Annotated in this window: 17 protein-coding genes and 1 rRNA gene; 1 reads left to right on the top strand and 17 read right to left on the bottom strand. The window is 42.7% G+C overall.

Translation table 11 applies throughout. The annotated features are described in order from the left end of the window. The 6 genes from OCV88_RS15065 to OCV88_RS15040 form a co-directional block, all read right to left on the bottom strand. Nucleotides 1–89: ribosomal RNA gene (locus tag OCV88_RS15065) — 16S ribosomal RNA — on the bottom strand; the annotation flags it as partial. 855 nt (nucleotides 90–944) lie between these two features. Continuing rightward, nucleotides 945–2309: a DNA repair protein RadA gene (gene radA, locus OCV88_RS15060; protein WP_158426260.1), complete on the bottom strand. Its 1365-nt coding sequence runs from the start codon at nucleotides 2307–2309 to the stop codon at nucleotides 945–947. A gap of 5 nt (nucleotides 2310–2314) precedes the next feature. Then, entirely contained in the window at nucleotides 2315–4771 is a 2457-nt protein-coding gene (locus OCV88_RS15055) for an ATP-dependent Clp protease ATP-binding subunit (protein ID WP_158426259.1), read from the bottom strand. Between the two features lie 39 nt (nucleotides 4772–4810). Beyond that, nucleotides 4811–5176 carry a GntR family transcriptional regulator gene (locus OCV88_RS15050; RefSeq protein ID WP_158426258.1) on the bottom strand — a complete coding sequence of 122 codons (366 nt, stop codon included), beginning with the start codon at nucleotides 5174–5176 and terminating at the stop codon, nucleotides 4811–4813. A gap of 233 nt (nucleotides 5177–5409) precedes the next feature. Beyond that, a complete protein-coding gene (locus OCV88_RS15045) occupies nucleotides 5410–6954 on the bottom strand; it encodes an SH3 domain-containing protein (protein WP_158426257.1) in 1545 nt (514 codons plus the stop codon). A gap of 142 nt (nucleotides 6955–7096) precedes the next feature. Then, nucleotides 7097–7351: a hypothetical protein gene (locus OCV88_RS15040; protein ID WP_158426256.1), complete on the bottom strand. Its 255-nt coding sequence runs from the start codon at nucleotides 7349–7351 to the stop codon at nucleotides 7097–7099. Between the two features lie 308 nt (nucleotides 7352–7659). On the opposite strand from OCV88_RS15040, the gene OCV88_RS15035 reads away from it, so the two are divergent. Continuing rightward, entirely contained in the window at nucleotides 7660–8547 is an 888-nt protein-coding gene (locus tag OCV88_RS15035; protein ID WP_262591445.1) for a DUF368 domain-containing protein, read from the top strand. A gap of 130 nt (nucleotides 8548–8677) precedes the next feature. Here the strand turns inward: OCV88_RS15035 and OCV88_RS15030 are convergent, their stop codons facing one another. The 11 genes from OCV88_RS15030 to atpC all read right to left on the bottom strand — a co-directional run bounded on the left by OCV88_RS15030 (nucleotide 8678) and on the right by atpC (nucleotide 19740). Then, a complete protein-coding gene (locus tag OCV88_RS15030; RefSeq protein WP_334307986.1) occupies nucleotides 8678–9601 on the bottom strand; it encodes an alpha/beta hydrolase in 924 nt (307 codons plus the stop codon). Nucleotides 9602–9656: 55 nt separating this feature from the next. After that, nucleotides 9657–10325, bottom strand: coding sequence for a DUF6320 domain-containing protein (locus tag OCV88_RS15025; protein ID WP_158426254.1), 669 nt, complete (start codon nucleotides 10323–10325; stop codon nucleotides 9657–9659). Further along, nucleotides 10318–11637 carry a hypothetical protein gene (locus OCV88_RS15020; RefSeq protein WP_158426253.1) on the bottom strand — a complete coding sequence of 440 codons (1320 nt, stop codon included), beginning with the start codon at nucleotides 11635–11637 and terminating at the stop codon, nucleotides 10318–10320. The genes OCV88_RS15025 and OCV88_RS15020 overlap by 8 nt, the downstream gene beginning before the upstream one ends. A 15-nt stretch (nucleotides 11638–11652) precedes the next feature. Next, nucleotides 11653–12411: a YlmH/Sll1252 family protein gene (locus OCV88_RS15015; protein ID WP_158426252.1), complete on the bottom strand. Its 759-nt coding sequence runs from the start codon at nucleotides 12409–12411 to the stop codon at nucleotides 11653–11655. A 122-nt stretch (nucleotides 12412–12533) separates the two neighbouring features. Then, on the bottom strand, nucleotides 12534–13853 hold the full coding sequence (locus OCV88_RS15010) for an aspartate kinase (RefSeq protein ID WP_158426251.1): 1320 nt from the start codon (nucleotides 13851–13853) through the stop codon (nucleotides 12534–12536). A 99-nt stretch (nucleotides 13854–13952) separates the two neighbouring features. Further along, nucleotides 13953–14555, bottom strand: coding sequence for a DUF6553 family protein (locus OCV88_RS15005; RefSeq protein WP_158426250.1), 603 nt, complete (start codon nucleotides 14553–14555; stop codon nucleotides 13953–13955). 145 nt (nucleotides 14556–14700) lie between these two features. Then, a complete protein-coding gene (gene nifU / locus OCV88_RS15000; RefSeq protein ID WP_158426249.1) occupies nucleotides 14701–15141 on the bottom strand; it encodes a Fe-S cluster assembly scaffold protein NifU in 441 nt (146 codons plus the stop codon). Nucleotides 15142–15146: 5 nt separating this feature from the next. Beyond that, on the bottom strand, nucleotides 15147–16325 hold the full coding sequence (gene nifS / locus OCV88_RS14995) for a cysteine desulfurase NifS (protein WP_158426248.1): 1179 nt from the start codon (nucleotides 16323–16325) through the stop codon (nucleotides 15147–15149). Between the two features lie 150 nt (nucleotides 16326–16475). Continuing rightward, entirely contained in the window at nucleotides 16476–18278 is a 1803-nt protein-coding gene (locus OCV88_RS14990) for an aminopeptidase P family protein (RefSeq protein ID WP_158426247.1), read from the bottom strand. Nucleotides 18279–18292: 14 nt separating this feature from the next. Continuing rightward, nucleotides 18293–19228 carry a tRNA dihydrouridine synthase gene (locus tag OCV88_RS14985; protein WP_158426246.1) on the bottom strand — a complete coding sequence of 312 codons (936 nt, stop codon included), beginning with the start codon at nucleotides 19226–19228 and terminating at the stop codon, nucleotides 18293–18295. A gap of 98 nt (nucleotides 19229–19326) precedes the next feature. Continuing rightward, nucleotides 19327–19740 (bottom strand): ATP synthase F1 subunit epsilon, encoded by a 414-nt coding sequence (gene atpC / locus OCV88_RS14980; protein ID WP_158426245.1) that lies wholly within the window; start codon nucleotides 19738–19740, stop codon nucleotides 19327–19329. Between the last annotated feature and the right edge of the window lie 11 nt (nucleotides 19741–19751).

Here is a 19751-nt window from a genome sequence, read left to right as displayed (position 1 = left end):
AGAAAATCGGCAAAAGTGCTTCGTTCGACTTGCATGTGTTAAGCACGCCGCCAGCGTTCATCCTGAGCCAGGATCAAACTCTCAAATATAAGTGTTTTAATTTCTGCCTGCACAAATTATTTTCAGGAAAGGGTTCGGAAAGCCTGCTTTCCAGAACAGCTTTATTGAAAATAAGATGTATTGGCATAATGACGTTTAGCGAGGAAACTTCTGTTTCCGAGCCGTCAGAATGCGCAGGCATAATTTCAATCGTTTGTATCCCGTTTCAGAATTAGCTTGGCTAATTCTTTAAAACGTTTTACTGTTTTAGGTTGCATATTTTTATGCTTTGTTCTTGAATGATCTGCCGCTTGTGCGCCTTACTCGATTCCGCTTTCGCTTCATCTCGTTTGAGGCAAGCCTCATATACATCCGTGCACCAGTCTGCTGCCAAAAACAAGCTTTTGCAGCATCCTTCTGCCCGGCTGTGCACTCGCACTTCGCTGACAAAAATCTCTTTGAATCTTTCAAGGATATTTCACTGTTCAGTTATCAAGGTTCTTTGTTTCGTTGTTGTTTGGCAACTTTTGTATCTTATCATGTATCAGATGCTTTGTCAACAACTTTTTTAAGTTATTTTTACCAACCAGCTTTACATTTGCCTTATGTTTTTTAGAACATTTTACTCACTGGCAATTTCTTCTTCGCGGTCAGCTCGATTATAATATCACTTCTATTTTAGATTGTCAACAACATTTTCCAACTTTTTTAGATCTCATTTTACTTTTTCCGAGTTTTTTTGTTTTTCATCCTTCTCTTTCCAAACATAATGCAGTAACATGAAAGACGCATTTGTGAATTACCGCATAATAGTTTATACAGATCTTTTACTTTAGAGTTTTTGCTGCATAACAGCACAGGGTACCCTGCAGCCGGAAAATGCCGGCCGCTAATACCAGATTGTTTTATGAACCAATACAGCGGATCGCCTCCCGAACATCTGCAACCCCTATTAACTGTATTCCTTTGATCTCTTTTACCGAATCCAGACATACTTTAGGAAGAATACATTTCTCAAATCCCAGCTTCTCTGCCTCCTGGACTCTCTGCTGTACCATATTGACAGCCCGAACTTCTCCACTTAAACCCACTTCTCCAAAACAGATTGTCTTGTCTGATATGGCCTTATCTTGGTAACTAGAAACCAAAGCAAGTACGATCCCAAGATCTATAGCGGGTTCTGTCATCCGGATTCCCCCTGCAATATTTACATAAGCATCACTAGAAGACATTGGAAGCCCCTGGCGTTTTTCCAACACTGCCATAAGCAGGTTTACCCGGTTTAAATCCGCTCCCGCAGCGGTTCGTCTTGGTATCCCAAAACTGCTGTGGCATACTAAAGCCTGTATTTCCAGAAGAATTGGACGGGTTCCTTCTATAGAGCAGGCTACAATAGAACCTGAAGCTCCTTTGGGCTTCCCATTGAGCATATATTCAGAAGGGTTCTGTACTTCCCGCAGCCCGTCGCCGCACATCTCAAATACTCCGATTTCATTGGTAGAACCGAACCGGTTTTTTACACCACGCAAAATCCGGTAAGCTGCATGTCTATCTCCTTCAAAATAAAGAACAGTGTCCACCATATGCTCTAATACACGGGGACCGGCCACCACGCCTTCTTTCGTAACATGCCCTACAATAAATACCGTAATCCCCATACCCTTAGCTATCTGCATAAAAGAAGCTGTAGCCTCTCTTACCTGAGAAACACTGCCGGGAGCAGAAGAAATCTCTTCGCTGTACATGGTCTGTATAGAATCAATAATAACAATCTCCGGTTTTTCTCTTTGTATTACATTTTTAATATCCGCAAGATTCGTCTCACACAACAGGGTAAGGCTGTCTGAAAACGTTCCGATACGTTCTGACCGGATTTTGATCTGCTGCAAAGACTCCTCCCCTGATATGTAGAGTACTTTCCTAGAAATCTGGCTGAGCTTTTGGCACACCTGAAGCAAAAGAGTGGACTTTCCGATCCCGGGATCGCCACCTACCAGAACAAGAGAACCGGGTACGATTCCGCCGCCTAGTACCCGGTCAAATTCCTGTATCTGTGTCCGAAGCCGCTGCTGTTTAGACATTTCAATCTGCTTTAAAGTCACTATCTTTGCAGTTTCACGGCTCCCTGTTGTTTTGGCAGATGATTTTTTATCTACAATTTCTTCCACAAAGGTATTCCATTCTCTGCACCCCGGACACTGCCCCATCCATTTGGAAGACTCATATCCACAGGACTGGCAGAAATATACTGTTGTCTTTCCTTTGGCCATACCCGTTAACCCTCTCGTACTTTAAATATTACCGTGCCTTTTTGGACACCTGCATCTACAACATCACCGGATTTAATCTTTCCTTCCAGCATTTCCTCTGCCAGCGCATCTTCAAGCTTGGTCTGAATCATCCTTCGAAGAGGACGTGCACCATATTTGGGATCGTATGCCTCATCCACAATATATTTTTTTACTGAATCTCTGATATTCAATGTAATATTCATCTGCACACTGCAGCGGTGGACAAGAGACTTGGTCATCAACGTCACAATCTTCTTCATATGATCTTTATTCAAAGAGTGGAAAACGATAATCTCATCAATACGGTTTAAAAACTCCGGTTTAAAAATCCTTCTTACTTCATCCATTACATTGGATTTCATGCGGTCATAATTTTCTTTTTCATCATCCGTTACTCCAAACCCCAGCTTCTTAGGTTCTACAATAGCCTGCGCACCGGCATTAGACGTCATAATTAAGATTGTATTTTTAAAATCTACCGTTCTGCCCTGTGAATCAGTAATATGACCATCATCCAGCACCTGAAGCAAAATATTAAATACATCCGGATGTGCTTTTTCAATTTCATCAAATAAAATTACAGAGTAAGGATTTCTCCGTACCTTTTCACTCAGCTGTCCCCCTTCATCATATCCAACATAACCTGGAGGAGAACCAATCATTTTAGAAACACTATGCTTCTCCATATATTCTGACATATCTACCCGGATCATAGCCTGTTCACTGCCAAATACAGCCTCTGCCAGCGCTTTCGAAATCTCTGTCTTTCCGACTCCTGTAGGTCCCAGAAATAAGAAGGATCCGATGGGACGGCCGGGATCCTTTAATCCTACTCTTCCCCGCCGTACGGCTTTAGAAACCGCACTGACAGCCTCTTCCTGTGCAATTACACGCTTATGAAGAAAACTCTCCATCTTCCGAAGTCTTTCCGACTCTTTTTCTGTGAGCTTTTGTACCGGGATATGAGTCCAGTCAGCAACTACATCATCCACCTCTTTTTCTGTAACAGAAAGATTTTTCTTCTCAATATCTTTCTGTACCTTCTTCAAAATACGATCATACTTTTTCTGAGCTTTCAGACGTTCTCCTCTGGCCGCAGCCGCACTTTCTATATCACCATCTGCAATAGCATTTTCCAGCTGTTCATTTAATGCAGCCAACAGCTCTTTTTGTGCTGTCAGCGCTTCCGGAACTTTTATCCCTCCCAGATGTACTTTCGAGGCCGCCTCATCAATAAGGTCCAGCGCTTTATCCGGCAGAAAACGATCATTGATATAACGTTCTGACAACTTTACAGCCTCTTCAATACCGGCATCCGTTATTTTTACCTGATGATGTTCCTCGTACTTTGGACGCAGTCCTTTGAGTATCTCTACCGTCTCTTCTGTACTGGGTTCTGGAACATTGACAGACTGAAAACGCCGCTCAAGGGCCGCATCCTTTTCAATGTATTTCCGATACTCCTGAATAGTAGTGGCACCTATCATCTGCAAAGCACCTCTTGACAGGGCCGGCTTCATAATATTTGAGGCATCAATTGCCCCTTCAGCTCCGCCCGCACCAATCATAGTATGAATTTCATCCACAAACAAAATTACGTTCCCGGCATTTTCCACTTCCTGTATCACACCCTTGATGCGCTCCTCAAACTCTCCCCGGTATTTTGAACCTGCCACCATTGCGGACATATCCAGGGCAAGAAGCCGCTTTTTCTGCAGCATCTCCGGCACCAGATTCTCTGCAATCCGCTGGGCAAGCCCTTCCACAATGGCAGTTTTTCCTACTCCCGGCTCTCCAATCAGACAGGGATTATTTTTCGTTCTCCGGCTTAAGATTCTGATCATCCGCTGCATCTGCTCTTCTCTGCCAATCAGCGGATCTAATTTCCCTTCCGATGCAAGCAGTGTAATGTCCCGGGCATATTTATCCAGAACCGGCGTTGCAGATACCTGCTGTTTTTTTCCGCTTCTTAACGCTTTGCTTTCTTCTTTGGAATAGCTTTTTTCTTCCCCTATGGCAACCAGAATATCCGTATAAATTTTTGCCGGATTCACTCCAAGAGCAATTAAAATTCGGCAGGCAGAACACTCTCTATCCTGAATCATAGCGAATAATATATGTTCTGTTCCTATCTTATTACTGTGAAACCGACTAGCAGCCCTGTCCGCCCTATCCAGCAGCCGCTCAGCTTCCGGCGTCATCTGTTCCGGATCCTTAAGCATCACTCTGCGGCCCGGAATCATAAGTCCCTCTACCAGTTCCGCCACCTTTTTTTCTGATATTTTCAATTCTGTTAAAATCTGTCCGGCAATTCCGCTTTCTTCTTTTAACAGCCCTTCCAGTATATGTTCTGTTCCTATATAACGCTGATCCATACCGCCCGCAGACTGAGCGGCATATTTCATTGCATTTTCTGCCTGATCTGTAAATGGTCGTATCATACACGGCCCTCCAATCTTGCTTATTTCTAACTCTGCGCCTTAGTATTCATTAAATATTTCATCCACCAACCCATGGACCTCTTCCCGGCTGATATTCTTACAGCATGCTTTTGCCAGCACAATCTGAAGGTTCAGCCGCATTTCTTCTATGGCTTTCAGCTTATCCGCGTCCAGAGCAATCACGGCTCCCTTTCCGCGGTTCAGCCGGATCAGCCCCTCCTGCTTAAGAACACTATAGGCTTTATTTACAGTGTGCATATTAATGCCCACAGTCTCTGCCAGCTGACGCACAGAAGGCAGAGAATCTCCCTCCCGGTATACTTTTTTTGCAATTCCGATAACTATCTGATTTCTAAGCTGCATATAAAGCGCTTCTTCACTGTCAAAATCAATCTCAATGTACATTACTATCACCTGCTTCACGTGTGTTATACCGATAATATAACAGCAGCGCCCGTATTGTCAAGAATAAAGAGCCCTAAGGAGCATCCGGCCAGGCTCATCAATTCAGCTTTATCGCAACACAGTATTTTCTGTAGAGTAAGAAAAGCATTCTGTGATATTGTCCTTCACAGAATGCTCTTATCATTTGCTTTATTGGTTCTCTCTATACAGAATGTAAATGTAAAATACCTTTACTACAAATCCAGAAATTCCAAATCGTCATCCCAGTTATCCTGAGTTTCTTCTTTTTTCTTCTTATTTGCAGAAGCCCTTTCCGGTTCCGAAACTTCAGCTTCTGAATCCTGCACCGCATCTCCCATCAGTCCGTATTCCTCTCCGTCTACTACCAGAACTTCCTCTCCATGCTCTCCTTCTGGCTCAGCAGACTCCGGTTCTGCTTCTATATCCTCAGCTTCTGCCTCCTCATCATCTTCCATAAAATGACGGTATCTGCGTCTTTCACGCCTGCGCTCAGCTCTTGATACCGGCTCCTCCTGAGGTTCTTCTTCCTCTTCTTCCAATTCCTCTTCCGGAATATGTTTTTTCAATCGTCTGCACCTTATTCCAAGAGAAATAATAATAAGGAGCAGAATCAGAAATACAATTCCGGCACCAATGATAATGATACGGCCAATACTCTGCCAGGACTGGGTCTCTTTTTGCTGTTTCTCACTGTCCGCATTCAGATCAACACTAAGATCTGTGGCTGACCGGACGAATGTCTTTTCTACATTGTCATATAAAAACCACTGATACGTGCCATCCGCCGACATACCATATATATAATAATACTCACCAGCCACGGCATCCAGGCGCATTGTGGATTCGTTTTGATTATAGAGATATCCCGTAATCCCATCCGTCTCATTGACTGCAAAAATTGTTTTTTCGTAGGAAGAGGCAACTTTTTCTTCCAATGGCGGCAGTGTCAAAATAACAGAAGCATCTCCTGCGGTTAATTTTATAAAAGATACGACACAGTTCTTTTCCGTATCATATACATAAAAATCTCCGCCTTCCTCTCCCTTAAGATAAAACAGGAATAATTCCCCTTTATCTGCCTTTAAAACATTAATTTCTTTTCCGTTATATGTAATCTTTGTCTCCGAAAACCCCTGCGGAATATCCTCTTTGTTAAACTGACCGGAAATCTTCATGGACTCTCCTCTTACGAAGAAAGAATCCTCTCCGTCCGGAAGATATCCGTCTCCGGAAATAGCTGATACATCAGCAGAAGTATCGGCTCCGTCAGAGCCTTTCTCAGGTTCTTTACTTTCCGGTTCTTTGTCTTTTTGCTCATCCTCTGCAGTACTTTTTGTTGTATCCTGTCCATCGGACTTATTATCATTATTATTTTCCTGGGGTTCTTGTTTTGTCTGATTATCCGTTTTTGTTGTATCCGAATTATTATCTGTTTCCTGATCTGCAGGTGCATTGCCGCTCATCAGATCCGCCCGGACCCATCCTCTCTTGGTAGTCCCATTTGAAGTGTATTCTACCTGATTCCATGTACTGCCATCCGCACTGGTCCCGGAAGAAAGAACTTTTACCTGGGCACCGGCCTTTAGGCCGTCAACCACTTCTTCTCCACCTGCGGCATCTCTCACTTTGCAGTCATACTGTATATACGTAGCCGCATGACTTGTTATGCCGCTTTGGACCATCAGACCTGAAAATACCAGTACAGCTGCTGTTGTATATGTTATTATCCGTTTTCCGAAACGGTTCCACTTTCTCATAAAATCCTCCTGAATTATCTGACTTCCACAAGATCTGGTATCCGCAAATCATTAAAAATACAATTTGCTTTATTTTCATTATAGTAGGGCTTCTCAGAAATTGTCAACTATTGTCTATAAATGGAACCTGTTTTCAGCCGCTTTATTTTTGCAGCAAAAATACTCCGCTGATGATTCCCGTCAATATAAAAAATACGCTGACAAGAATTGTATTATTCCATGATGTTACATCTGTCTGAGTAATGAGAGCTGTCAATGCAAGGATGCAGACAGCCGCCGCCATGGCAATTACCGTGTATACCAGAAGAGTCATAACATCCAGATATTCCTGTGATTTATCTTTTTTTGTTTTATTCTTCCGTTTTTTCCAGTCCCGCATTTTTATTACTTTATTCATTTTAAAACCCCTTTCTCAATCTGTTTAAAACACGCTACCTGCAAATTGAAATGCTTTTTTGTTTTGTATCTGCATGTATTCTCTCAAAACCAAAGTCCCATAAACAGGACTTTATTTGTTTTCTCGACATTTTTTCTTGGAGGCAGATAGCAGAAATTCAAAATCTTTTTTAATATTTTCTAAAATCCAAAAAATTATCGTGCAGAATGAAAAAACCATGATATAATAGGCTCCAGAATTTGGCTGTGCAACAACCGGCATATGCCGCACATCAAAATTCTTTCAGTATTATAATCATGGAGGTAAACATGGGCTTTATTTTGAACGCAGTCAGGGGGTTCTGCATGGCAGTTGCAGACAGCGTACCTGGCGTCTCCGGCGGAACCATCGCTTTTCTGATGGGATTTTACGATGAGTTTATTAATTCGCTGGATGGATTATTTCTTGGAAACAAAGAAGAGAAGAAAAAGGCAATTGTCTTTTTAGTGAAACTTGGAATTGGCTGGGTTATCGGGCTTTGCCTTTCCATTTCTATTTTAACGACGCTTTTTGCGTCACACATTTATGTAGTCAGCTCTGTATTCTTAGGCCTGACTGTCTGTGCAATTCCTATTGTCATCCGGGAGGAAAAAGATTCCGTGGCAGGCCATTACAAACATATTATTTTCCTGATTCTTGGAATCGCTGCCGTTGTGCTTATCGCAATGGGCAACCCGGCTTCCGGCGGTGAAGGACTGCATTTAAATCTTTCCAGCTTAACTTTTGGAAACGGTATTTATATTTTCCTAGTGGGAATGCTTGCCATTTCAGCTATGGTGCTTCCAGGTATTTCCGGTTCCACCATGCTTCTTATTTTTGGACTATACATGCCTGTCACAGGCGCAATCAAAGATGTACTGAGCGGCGATTTCTCAAACATAAAGATTTTGATTTGTCTTGCCCTTGGAATTATCACTGGTATTCTGGCTATTATCCGTCTGGTAAAATTTTGTCTGAAACGATTCCGTCCCCAGACAATTTATTTTATCATTGGATTAATGATCGGATCACTTTATGCAATTGTGAAGGGACCAGAAACCCTTGATATTCCTCAGGATGCTATGACCATATCCACCTTCCATATTCCGGGATTTATTTTTGGTATTGTAATCCTGCTTGTTTTCGAACTAGTAAAAATCAAAAAAGAACGTTCCTGATTTTTCAGGGCCGACCTGTCATCATCGGATAAGTGACAAAAAAACATCCCTGCAGCTATGGTATTCTCATATAGAAAATACCTTCTGCAGGGATATTTTTTATTGATTTTATATTTTTACAGCCGTACCATCAAATTCTGGTTTCGGTATCATGCATCTTCTGCCCTGTACCCCGTCCATTTCTAATGATCTCCAGAAATTTTCCTGCTTCGGCCCAGGCTCTCTTAGACTCTGGAAGCAGCAGCAGGGCCATCTGAAATACATGAAACATCTCATCATAAATACTCAGACGGACTTTCACACCTGCTTCTTTTGCTTTCCTGGCCGCTGAAACAGAATCGCTCAAAAGCATCTCATAGCTTCCCACCTGAATCAGCATAGGCGGAAATCCTCTGAAATCTCCAAATAACGGAGAAATAAAAGGATTCGCCAGATCATTATCCTGTACATAATCTTTATTATAAATCAGGCTGTCCCTGGTGTTTCCAAACAGCGGATCTTTTGTATAGTTTTCCACATAAGATTCTCCGGAAGCTGTAAGATCTGTCCAGGGGGACATGGCAATAATACCGGCCGGAAGCTTCCGGCTCTGTTTTTTCAGATACATGCACAGCGCCATGGCCAGCCCTCCGCCGGCAGAATCTCCGGCAACCACAATTTCATGCTCCTGCCATCCCTGCTGTAAAATCCAGTTGTATGCAGTAATGGCATCTTCCAGGGCCGCAGGATACGGATGTTCCGGCGCCACTCTGTAATCTACAGTAAACACCGGTATGCCCTTTCCAAGCTCACTGTACAGCCCCGCAAAACTGCGGTACGCATTGCGCATAGCTCCGATATAGCCGCCGCCGTGAAGCTGAAGCACAATCTGCGTATTATTAGGATTCTCAGCTTCTAGCAGTTCCGCTCTGCAGTTTTTCAGCTCAATATCTTTTAAAACATAGTGCTCCGGGCATTTCCATGCAGGTTCCACCAGTTTCTTTCTAAGCTCTCCGCTTTTTATTTTTCTGCCGATTAAATTATCAGAAGTTACATGCGCAATCAGTTCACGCATTACTCTCCCTCTGATGCTTACTTCACTCTCTGCCACTTTTATCCATCCTCATATGTTATACATGAAAACGCCGTTTTAATTCTGTTACTGCGCGCTTTCCGCCTAAAATTACAGTCCCAAGGAAAAGAAAGATTGAGATTCCAAAACATCCGATGGCTGGATACCACTGATCTGTCACATGGATGTGATGGAGAAACAGCGGTATCAGACTCAGCACAATCATCACGATCTCTACCGGAATATAGCTCTGCCAGTTCCTGCTGTTTACCGCCATTAAAACTCCCACCGCAATATCCAGTAAAACCAATCCCGCCGGCAGTACATAGTTCAGGGACCAGCCCTGAAATCCTAAAATCCCATCTATAAATATCACCAGCGCCATGGCTCCCAGCGTCTGCCAGAACATAGTAAAACGGTAACCATTCTGATTCAAAAACGAAAGCTGAAGCGTCAGATAACCATAGACCAGCACTCCACCGGTAAGAAGGTCCCACCTTACCGCCGCCCCGGACATATAATTTATAATACACAATACCACAAATCCCAGTATTGCCGCAAATACATAGACCCGGACGGCATATTTCATCCGCTCTTTTTTCTGTCCAACTGCCGGATACTTCATCTGGGTTTTAAGATCTTTATCCCTCAGCAGCACACATCGGCACAGTGGGCAGATACCGGTATCATCTCCAATTTCCACATTGCATTTTAAACATCTATTCATAATATACACCATTGCTTTCAATCCGCACAGCAATTCCTTCCGAAGCCAGATACCTGAAAAAATATTTCTGCAGGGAACTGTCCTTTAACACAGAAGAAAAAGTAAATACCAGCGTATCTTGATATGAGCAGATACATCCCTTTAGATTCTGTCCCTTAGACCGGGATAAAAAGGCATAAAACTGCTCAATGAAAGGCTCATACTCCGGCAGTACTTTAATATTTCCAAGATTCGTCACTGTTGTGGTATTGGCTCTGGCCGCCATATCATAAACATAGCGCATAGCCGGCTTTTTTAGAAACAGTGGAACTGCCCGAAGCATCAGATTCTTCTCATTGGACACATTATAAGAAATCACTTCTTCTAAGTGCTCTCTGGTCAGCTGGTCCTTCAAACTTTCCTGTACACTGGTTATTACTTCCTGAAATGTCTGATCTTCCCGTTCCGGACGAAATACCGCTGTTATTACCGCAAAAAAGTTCTTTGTTGTTTCCGAATTAAAATACGGTCTTAAGTTTACCGGAACACAGGTTGTCACCGGTTCCTTTCCTGGCATACCATGAAGATTTTCTTTGTAGATGCTAAAAAGCAGTACTGCAATCAGATATTCATTTATGCTTGCATGATATTGTCCGGCCTTTTCTTTCAGCTGCGAGACAGGCATAAAACCATGAAGCAGTCCCATCTTTCCCTGCTCAAAAACAGGTCCTTTTAAAAGATATGCCCGCTGGGAATGATAATTTTTAGATGTACTTTTCCGGTAATTCTCAAGAAAACTGTCCGCCGTATTCAGGGATGTCTCAACACTCAGTTCGTCTCCCATCTGTCTGCCCAGTTCCTGATGAGACAGCCTTAGATACTGATAGGTCAATTCCTTTAAGAAATTAAAAGCTCCCATGCCATCTGTGAGCACATGAAATACTTCCAGATTAATCCGCATTTTATAATACGTAACCCGAAACATATAGCTTCTGTTTTTTCCGGAGTCTATGTACTGACAGGGATAGGTATTCTCCTCTACAACCCTGGGAGCTTTTTTGCCATTTTCTTCAAAATAATACCAGAACATTCCCTGCCGGAGTCTGGAATTAAAAACAGAAAACTGTGGGAGCACCAAATCCAGGGCCTTCTGAAGAAGCTCTGGCTTTATCTCCTCTTTAAGAACTGCACAGACACGATATACGTTGCTCATTCCTTCTCCGGCAATCACAGGAAAGAGATGCGCTGTATTGTCAAGCTTATCCCATTTGATTTCCCTGCGCTTTTCCGGTTTTCTCCGTTTCGTTTTCTTTTCTCTGCTTTTTAAAGCCATACACTTCACCACTTTTTATACATACTTTTCAATCTTGACACGGAAACGTCCCTTTTTTGTTTCCTGCAGAATCCCGCTGTAAATAAATTTTCCATGCCCTCTGACTGACACTACATCTTTTACATTAAGCATCCCGCTGTTATTTTCATATTGCTGTCCATTTACAAAAATCTTCCTGCTCTGAAACAGCAAAAGACTCTGATTCCTGGACATCTGGTAAGCTTTTGCCACGATACTGTCGCATCTTGGTGCGCTTACTACAAGAATCTCCTCTTTCAGCTGCGGCTCTGCCTGGGAAGGCATTTCCTTTTCCACACTGCAGGTTACGCTGGTATGACGGACCCGGTCTAAACTGTCCGCAATATAATCTGCTATTTTATCCTGACAGATCATATATCCAACGCCTTCTCTCAAAATAATATCTCCTATGACACATCTGTCTATTCCAAGATTCATCAATGCCCCCAAAAAGTCTCTGTGGGTTAAATCCTCCGAAAACTTTCTCTGAAGAGGCTTTACTGTGATACAGCTGATAGGAAAATCTTCCAAAAAACCCAGCTGCTCTAAAGAACCAAATCGTACCATCTGTCTTTCACACCCCGGCACACCTCCCCACAAACTGAAGTCCACATAGGAAATTTCCTTTTTCAAAGAATGAAAAACCGCCTGCTGATTTAATGTAAGAAAATCAGAAAACATATAAGTATTTTTCTGATAACAGCGCCGGGCAAGATCTTTAAGCTTTTGTTTGATTAATTCTGTTTCTTCTTTCATTTCCCTTACCTGCTTTCATCCAGATTCCTCTGACATCCCGGACAGCACTTAAAAATTTCTGATATGGAAATACAAGCTCTAAAACCTGAGGTTTTAGAGCTTGCTCTTTTCTCTTTCGCATCTTATAACTGAGTCGTAATAAAAATATCGTAGATTGCCTGAATGGCAGCCTCAAAATCTGCGTTTTTTACACCGATAATAATATTTAATTCGCTGGAGCCCTGGTCAATCATCTTACAGTTTATATTTGCATGGGCCAGTGCTGAGAAAATTCTTCCGGCTGTACCTCTGGCCTCTTTCATATCACGTCCCACGACTGCAAGAAGGGCTAAATCTGCTTCTACATCTACCACATCCGGCTCTACAGACCGCTGAATGCCGGAAAGCACCATCTGCTCATGCTCCTGAAACTCATCCTGATGGACAAATACACACATGGTATCAATACCAGAAGGCATATGTTCAATAGAAATATCATTTTCCTCAAATACCTGAAGCACTTTCCGGCAGAAACCAATCTGAGTATTCATCATATCTTTGTCTACCGTTACCGCCACAAAGCCTTTCTTTCCGGCAATACCGGTAATAGTAAATTTAGACCTCTGGCTGGTTGTAGAAACAATCAAAGTTCCCTTATCTTCCGGATGATTCGTGTTTCTTATATTAATAGGAATGCCTGCTTTTCGAACCGGGAAAATAGCATCCTCATGGAGTACTGAGGCTCCCATATAAGAAAGCTCCCGAAGCTCCCGGTATGTAATAATATCCACTACTTCCGGATTTTTTACAATTCTTGGATCAGTTACCAGAAATCCAGATACATCGGTCCAGTTCTCATAAAGATCCGCTCTCAATGCTCTTGCCACAATAGAACCCGTAATATCAGAGCCGCCTCTTGAAAAGGTTTTTACGGTTCCGTCTGCCTTTGCACCATAAAAACCAGGGATCACTGCGTTCTCACAGGTCTTTAAACGCGCTGACATTCGTTTATCTGTTTCATCTGCATTAAAATTACCGTCCTCATCAAACAGGATAACTTCTGCCGCATCAATAAATTCAAATCCAAGATATGCAGCCATAACCTTTCCGTTTAAAAACTCTCCTCTGGATGCGGCGTATTCATCACCGGCTCCATCTTCAAAATTTTTCCTGATAACTTTAAAATCTTCCGCTAAAGAAAAGTCCAGCCCCAGCCCACTGATAATTTCAAGATATCTTTCCTGAATGGCCGCAAGCTTATCATCAAATGCCTTTCCTTCTGAAGCAGTATGGTAACAGTCATAAAGCATATCCGTAACTTTAATGTCGCCGTCAAACCGTTTTCCCGGTGCAGAAGGCACCACGTATTTTCTGTCTTTATCCGACCGGATAATCTCTCCCACCTTCTCAAATTGTTTTGCACTGGCCAGAGAACTTCCTCCAAATTTAACTACTTTCTTCATATGCTGTCCACCTCTTAAAATCTTTACGCTAACGCTGATTATAATAAGAAAATACTGATAACACAACAGTTTTTTCAAAAAAAGCCCAAAAGCCGGCCATTACCAGTCATTTTCCATCCCCATATGCCGGAGTGCAGCCCGCCCTCCAGCAGCCACAATGGAAAACTCGGTCTGCATATCCAGAAGTTTTGGAAGGTCGAACCCTATTTTTCGGATATCCTCTGCAATCTTTTTTTCTACTTTATCTTTTTTAATTCTCCCAAACCCAAACAGCAAAGATCCGTACTGTTTGTCTTCCAGGCAGGTAGCCGCATACACAAGAAACAAATGTTTTATTTCTGTCTCTAACAGCTCCCGGGTAAAATGTTCCTTGAAATCAAGTCCCAGCTGCTGCAGGATCTTTTGCGCTTCTTTGCATGCTCTTTTTTTACTGAAAGGCCTTGCGGCGTCAATTGTCAGCATCAGCAGATGAATCAGCCCCCCCATAAAGGTATCCTTAAATTCATTTTCCTTTTTTAATGGCTGATACCGCATCTCCCACAGCTCCATGCGCAGGCTGTCGATCTCTTCCGTTTCTCTGCTCTTTTTATGTTCTTTCAAAAGCGCCAGCCGCCGTCCGGCATCCACTTCCATATAATAACTCTCCGGCCAGTCATACGGATTCACTTCTTCTTTTTTTACTTCCGCCTTTTTTAACAGCATGTAGATATCCTCTTCTTTCATCCCCGTAAACTGGTTTCATTATAATAGCATATCAGCGGGAAATCAAGCGGCTGGTAAACAGCCGGATGACTTTAACTGATATGCTATCTATAATAATTACTATATGATATTGTCTGCCATACAATTATGATACGGCTGCTTCGCCTTCATGAATGTCTGTCTTTGGTTTGGAAAGTCCTTCAATTACAATTCCGTTTTTCTCTGCATAGTCCCACAGTGCTGCATGAATGGCTTCCTCTGCAAGAAGAGAGCAGTGGACTTTTACCGGCGGAAGCCCGTCTAACGCTTCCATCACTGCCTGATTGGTAACCTTTAAGGCCTCATAAATGGTTTTTCCTTTTACCAGCTCTGTAGCCATACTGCTGGTAGCTACTGCAGCACCGCATCCGAACGTTTTAAATTTACAGTCTCTGATCACCTTTGTGTCCGGATCTATATCAAGATATATTCTCATAATATCCCCGCATCTGGCATTTCCAACAGTCCCCACACCGCTGGGCTGATCTATTACACCTACATTTCTCGGATTATTAAAATGGTCCATTACTTTTTCACTGTATTTCATATAATTCACGCTCCTTTTTCAAAATCTTCAAATAGCGGGGACATCTCCCGCAGCTGTTTTACAATTTTTATCAGTTTATCTACAATAAAATCCATTTCTTCCTTTGTATTCTCATGAGACAATGTCAAACGCAAAGACCCGTGGGCAATCTCATGAGGAAGTCCGATAGCCAGCAGTACATGAGAAGGATCCAGGGAACCCGAAGTGCAGGCGGAACCGCTGGATGCGCAGATTCCATTTTGGTCCAGCAGAATCAGCAGTGACTCCCCTTCTATAAACCGGAAGCTGAAATTTACATTGTTGGGAAGGCGCAGTTTCTCATGTCCATTGAGTTTTGCATAAGGAATTTCTTTTTGAATCCTCTGTATCAGATAATCCCTCAGCTTTGTCTCTTTTTGACTTCTTTCTTCCATTTTTTCCGCTGCAATCTGTGCGGCCTTTGCCATTCCCACAATTCCGGGTACGTTTAAGGTGCCCGCCCGTCTGCCATGCTCCTGGGCACCTCCGTGAATCAGTGAAGGAAGTGCAATCCCTTTTCTGATATAAAGAAATCCAACACCTTTGGGACCATGAAATTTATGGCCGCTGGCTGATAAAAGATCAATTCCAAGTTCTTCTACAGAAATTGGAACATGTCCATATGCCTGAACGGCATCGGTATGAAACAAAATCTGATGTTCTTTTGCAATTTTTCCTATTTCAGCAATTGGCTGAATGGTCCCAATCTCATTATTGGCAAACATAATAGAAATCAAAATGGTTTCTGGCCTGATGGCCGCTTTTAATGCTTCCGGATCTATCCTGCCATATTCATCCACATCCAGATAAGTCACTTCAAATCCATGACGCTCCAGATAATGGCAGGTTTCGAAGATCGCATGGTGCTCGATTTTGGATGTAATAATATGGTTCCCTTTTTTTCTTTTCAGCTGTGCCACACCTTTTAATGCCCAGTTATCGGATTCGCTTCCCCCGGCGGTAAAATAAATTTCTCCAGGATCTGCATGTAAAGTCCCGGCGATGGCAGCTCTTGCTTCCTCCACTGCCTGATTACTTTCCTGTGCAAAGCTGTACACGCTGGCCGGATTACTGTAATGCTCCAGTAAAAATGGTTTCATAGCCTCAAAAGCATCCGGATCCAGCCTGGTTGTAGCCGCATTGTCTATATATATTAATCTGCTCATTCTTTCTTCCTCCTTATTTCATACTATTCATATATGATTTATATGTATTATTGCCTTTTTTATACAGTTTGTCAAGTGATTTAAATAAGATTTAAAAAATAAAAAAGCATATCCCGCTTTTTTTGTCAGGATATACTTTTCCATTTCTTATCAGATTTCTCTGGTAGCCTCTTTCAGCCAATTTTTCTCTGATTCATTCAGATAAGGACTTAATGCCTCATAAACTTTTTTATGATATTGATTCAGGTAATTTTGCTCAGTACCGGTCATCTCCTCCGGCAGAATGCCCTCCAGATCAATGGGAGCATAGGTGAGATTTTCAAACTCCATAAACTGTCCGTATTCATTTTTTATCCATTTTCTGCACAGCAGCTCATTTTCAATACGAATACCGTATTTTCCTTCCACATAAACTCCGGGCTCATCAGTGGTTACCATTCCTTCTTCCAGGATGCAGTCATCTCTCCGCTCCGGCACTGTCCTCCATCGAAAACCATTTGGTCCCTCATGTACATTTAAAAGATACCCGTTTCCGTGGCCGGTTCCGCATCGGTAATCCATCCCCTGCTGCCACAGAGGGCCCCGGGCCAGAATATCCAGATTTAATCCACTGCAGCCATATAAAAAACGGGCATTTGCAAGATTTAAATTAGCCCTCACTACTGCCGTATACATCTGCTTTTCTTCCTTTGACAAAGGACCAAGAACAATATTTCGGGTAATATCGGTAGACCCTTCCAGATAATGCCCCCCGGAATCCACAAGAAGAAATCCTTCCGGTTTTAAAACCGCATTACTCTCATTCCCGGGTGCATAGTGCATCATAGCTGCATTTGCACCATAAGCGCTGATGGTATCAAAACTGATATTTACAAAATGTTCCTGCTCCATCCGGCGTTCTTTTAAATATTCCGCCGCCGAAAGCTCTGTAATCTCCTGCTTTCCGATATTTTGTTTCAGCCAGTAACAAAATTTTGTAAACGCGACGCCATCTTTGACGTGAGCTTTTCGGATATTTTTAATTTCTACCGGATTTTTCACCGCCTTCATCAGTTCCTCCGGATTGCTTCTATCAATGATTTCCACATCCTCAGGGATACTCATTTTCAAGCTCAAATTTATTTTCCCGGACTCTAACAGTACGCGCTCTCCCGCCTCTAGCAGCTTGAGATCTTCATAAATATCAGCATAAGATCTGATATCCACCTTATGCGCTATGAAATATCCCACAATTTCTCTGGACAAAGCATCCAGATTAACATAAAAGCAGCATCTTTCCCGGGTCAGAATCAGATAGGACATCACCACCGGCACATGAGAGATATCTCCTCCCCGGATATTTAACAGCCATGCGATATCGCAGAGAGAAGAAAGAACATGTACCGTGGCCCCTGCCTCTTCCATCTTCCGGCGGACTGCACTGATCTTATCATCTATACTTCTGCCGGTATAGACTTCATCCAAAAGAAACGCAGGATTTACAGGGAATTGCGGACGGTCTTTCCAGATCATCCCTGCTAAGTCCTCCTTCCAGTACAGCTGCGCCTGCTTTTCTCTGGCAATTACTAAAAAAGTATGGCCCAGACTGGCATTTAACACTCTTCCGTCAAAACCAAGATATGTGTTCTGTTCTAAGTTCTCCCGGATAAATTCTGCAGCTGTGGGGACTCCTTCCATTCCCATACGGTATAAAACAATCTCTGTTCCTGCAAGCTGTTTTTGCGCCTGTATAAAATATCTGCCGTCAGTCCACAGCCCGGCCTTTGTCTGTGTAATGACTGCAGTTCCGGCAGAACCTGTAAAACCGGTCATATACTGCCTTACTTTGAAATAATCGCTGACATATTCCGATTCATGAAAATCCGATGTAGGTATTAGATACACGGATATCTTCCGTTTCTTCATTTCCCTGCGAAGTTTTTGTATTCTATCTGAAATAGTATCCGCACTCATCTGTTTCCTCCTTTTTAAGATTGCCGCAGCCTGCTAAACAGCTCTGCTGCGATTCCCTCATAATCACAGAGCCTCTGGGTCTTTTTTATCCGTTTCCCATATTTTTCATATTCCGGAAAATATTCTATTAAGTACAGCCACAGCTCCTTCATTTTGAAAAGAACCGGTTTATCTCCGGAAAAAAGCTCTTTATACTGTTGATACAGTTCATCATGATATTGCTTTAACACTGTGATCTTTAAATGTTCTCCCATAACAATTTCCTGCGCCAGCGCCGGATTTTTCAAAAATCCCCGGCCGATCATAACCGCCTGCAGATTTGGAAAACGCTCTGTGAGATTATCAAACTCTTCTTTTGTACAGATATCCCCATTATAGCAGACCGGATGCCGGCTGTGCCGCACAGCCTCCCCAAACACCTTAAGATTTGGTTTATTTTTATAATAGTCTGTCTGGGTTCTGGGATGTATAATCAGCTCACTGACAGGATATTTGTTATAAATCTCCATCAATCCAAAAAACTCCTCAGGATCGTCTTTTCCAATTCTGGTTTTTATAGAAATCTTTCCTTTCAGCTGGGAAAACACCTGATCCAAAAACCGGTCCAGCGCCTCTGGTTCTGCCAGAAAACCGGCCCCTTTTCCTTTGGATACAACTGTGCGGGAGGGACAGCCAAGATTCAGATTTATTTCCGAATAGCCAAGCTCATATATCTTCCTGCCGTAATCTATAAAGTCCTGTGCACAATTGGAAAGCAGCTGTGGAACCAGATGCATCTGTTCATTATTTTCAGGCAGGATGTCCCTGACTTCTTTTCTCTTTTGAAATCCATGAGAGCTGGTAGAAATAAACGGTGCAAAATACTTATCAATACCACTAAAATGCCTGGCATGGACATTTCGGTAGACATATCCGGTAATTCCTTCTAACGGTGCAAAATATAGCTCCAATTTCTAAAACTCCTTTGTACATTTTATAGCTTTTATCATAACACAAACGAAGGCGAAGTTCCATTTCTGAAACTCCGCCTTTCTATGATTCACATCACTTAAACATTTTTGTGTTTGCTTGCAGCCGTAATACGCGCCATTGCCCGGGCCAGGGTGGCCTGGGATCTGTGATACTCCTGCAGACTCTGTTTCTGGCGCAGCCGCTCTTTCGCACGTTCTTCCGCCGCTTTTGCTCTGGCCACATCAATATCTTCCGGACGCTCAACAGTATCAACCAGCACCGTTACTCGATTGTTCATAATGTGAACAAACCCGATTCCGTTTACTACATCCACCATCTCACCCTGCTGATTTCTAAATTTAATTTCTCCGGCTTTTACGGCCACTACCATATTTTCATGATGAGGCAGTACTGCCAGTTCTCCGTCCAGAGCAGGAACAATCAGCAGATTACTTCTGTCATTATAAAAAACTTTATCGCAAGCGATAATTTTCAGTTCAAAAGTTTCCATTTTACCACGTT

The organism is Brotonthovivens ammoniilytica, assembly GCF_025566885.1.
GTDB lineage: Bacteria > Bacillota > Clostridia > Lachnospirales > Lachnospiraceae > Brotonthovivens > Brotonthovivens ammoniilytica.
This window is presented reverse-complemented; position numbering and strand designations above follow the sequence as displayed.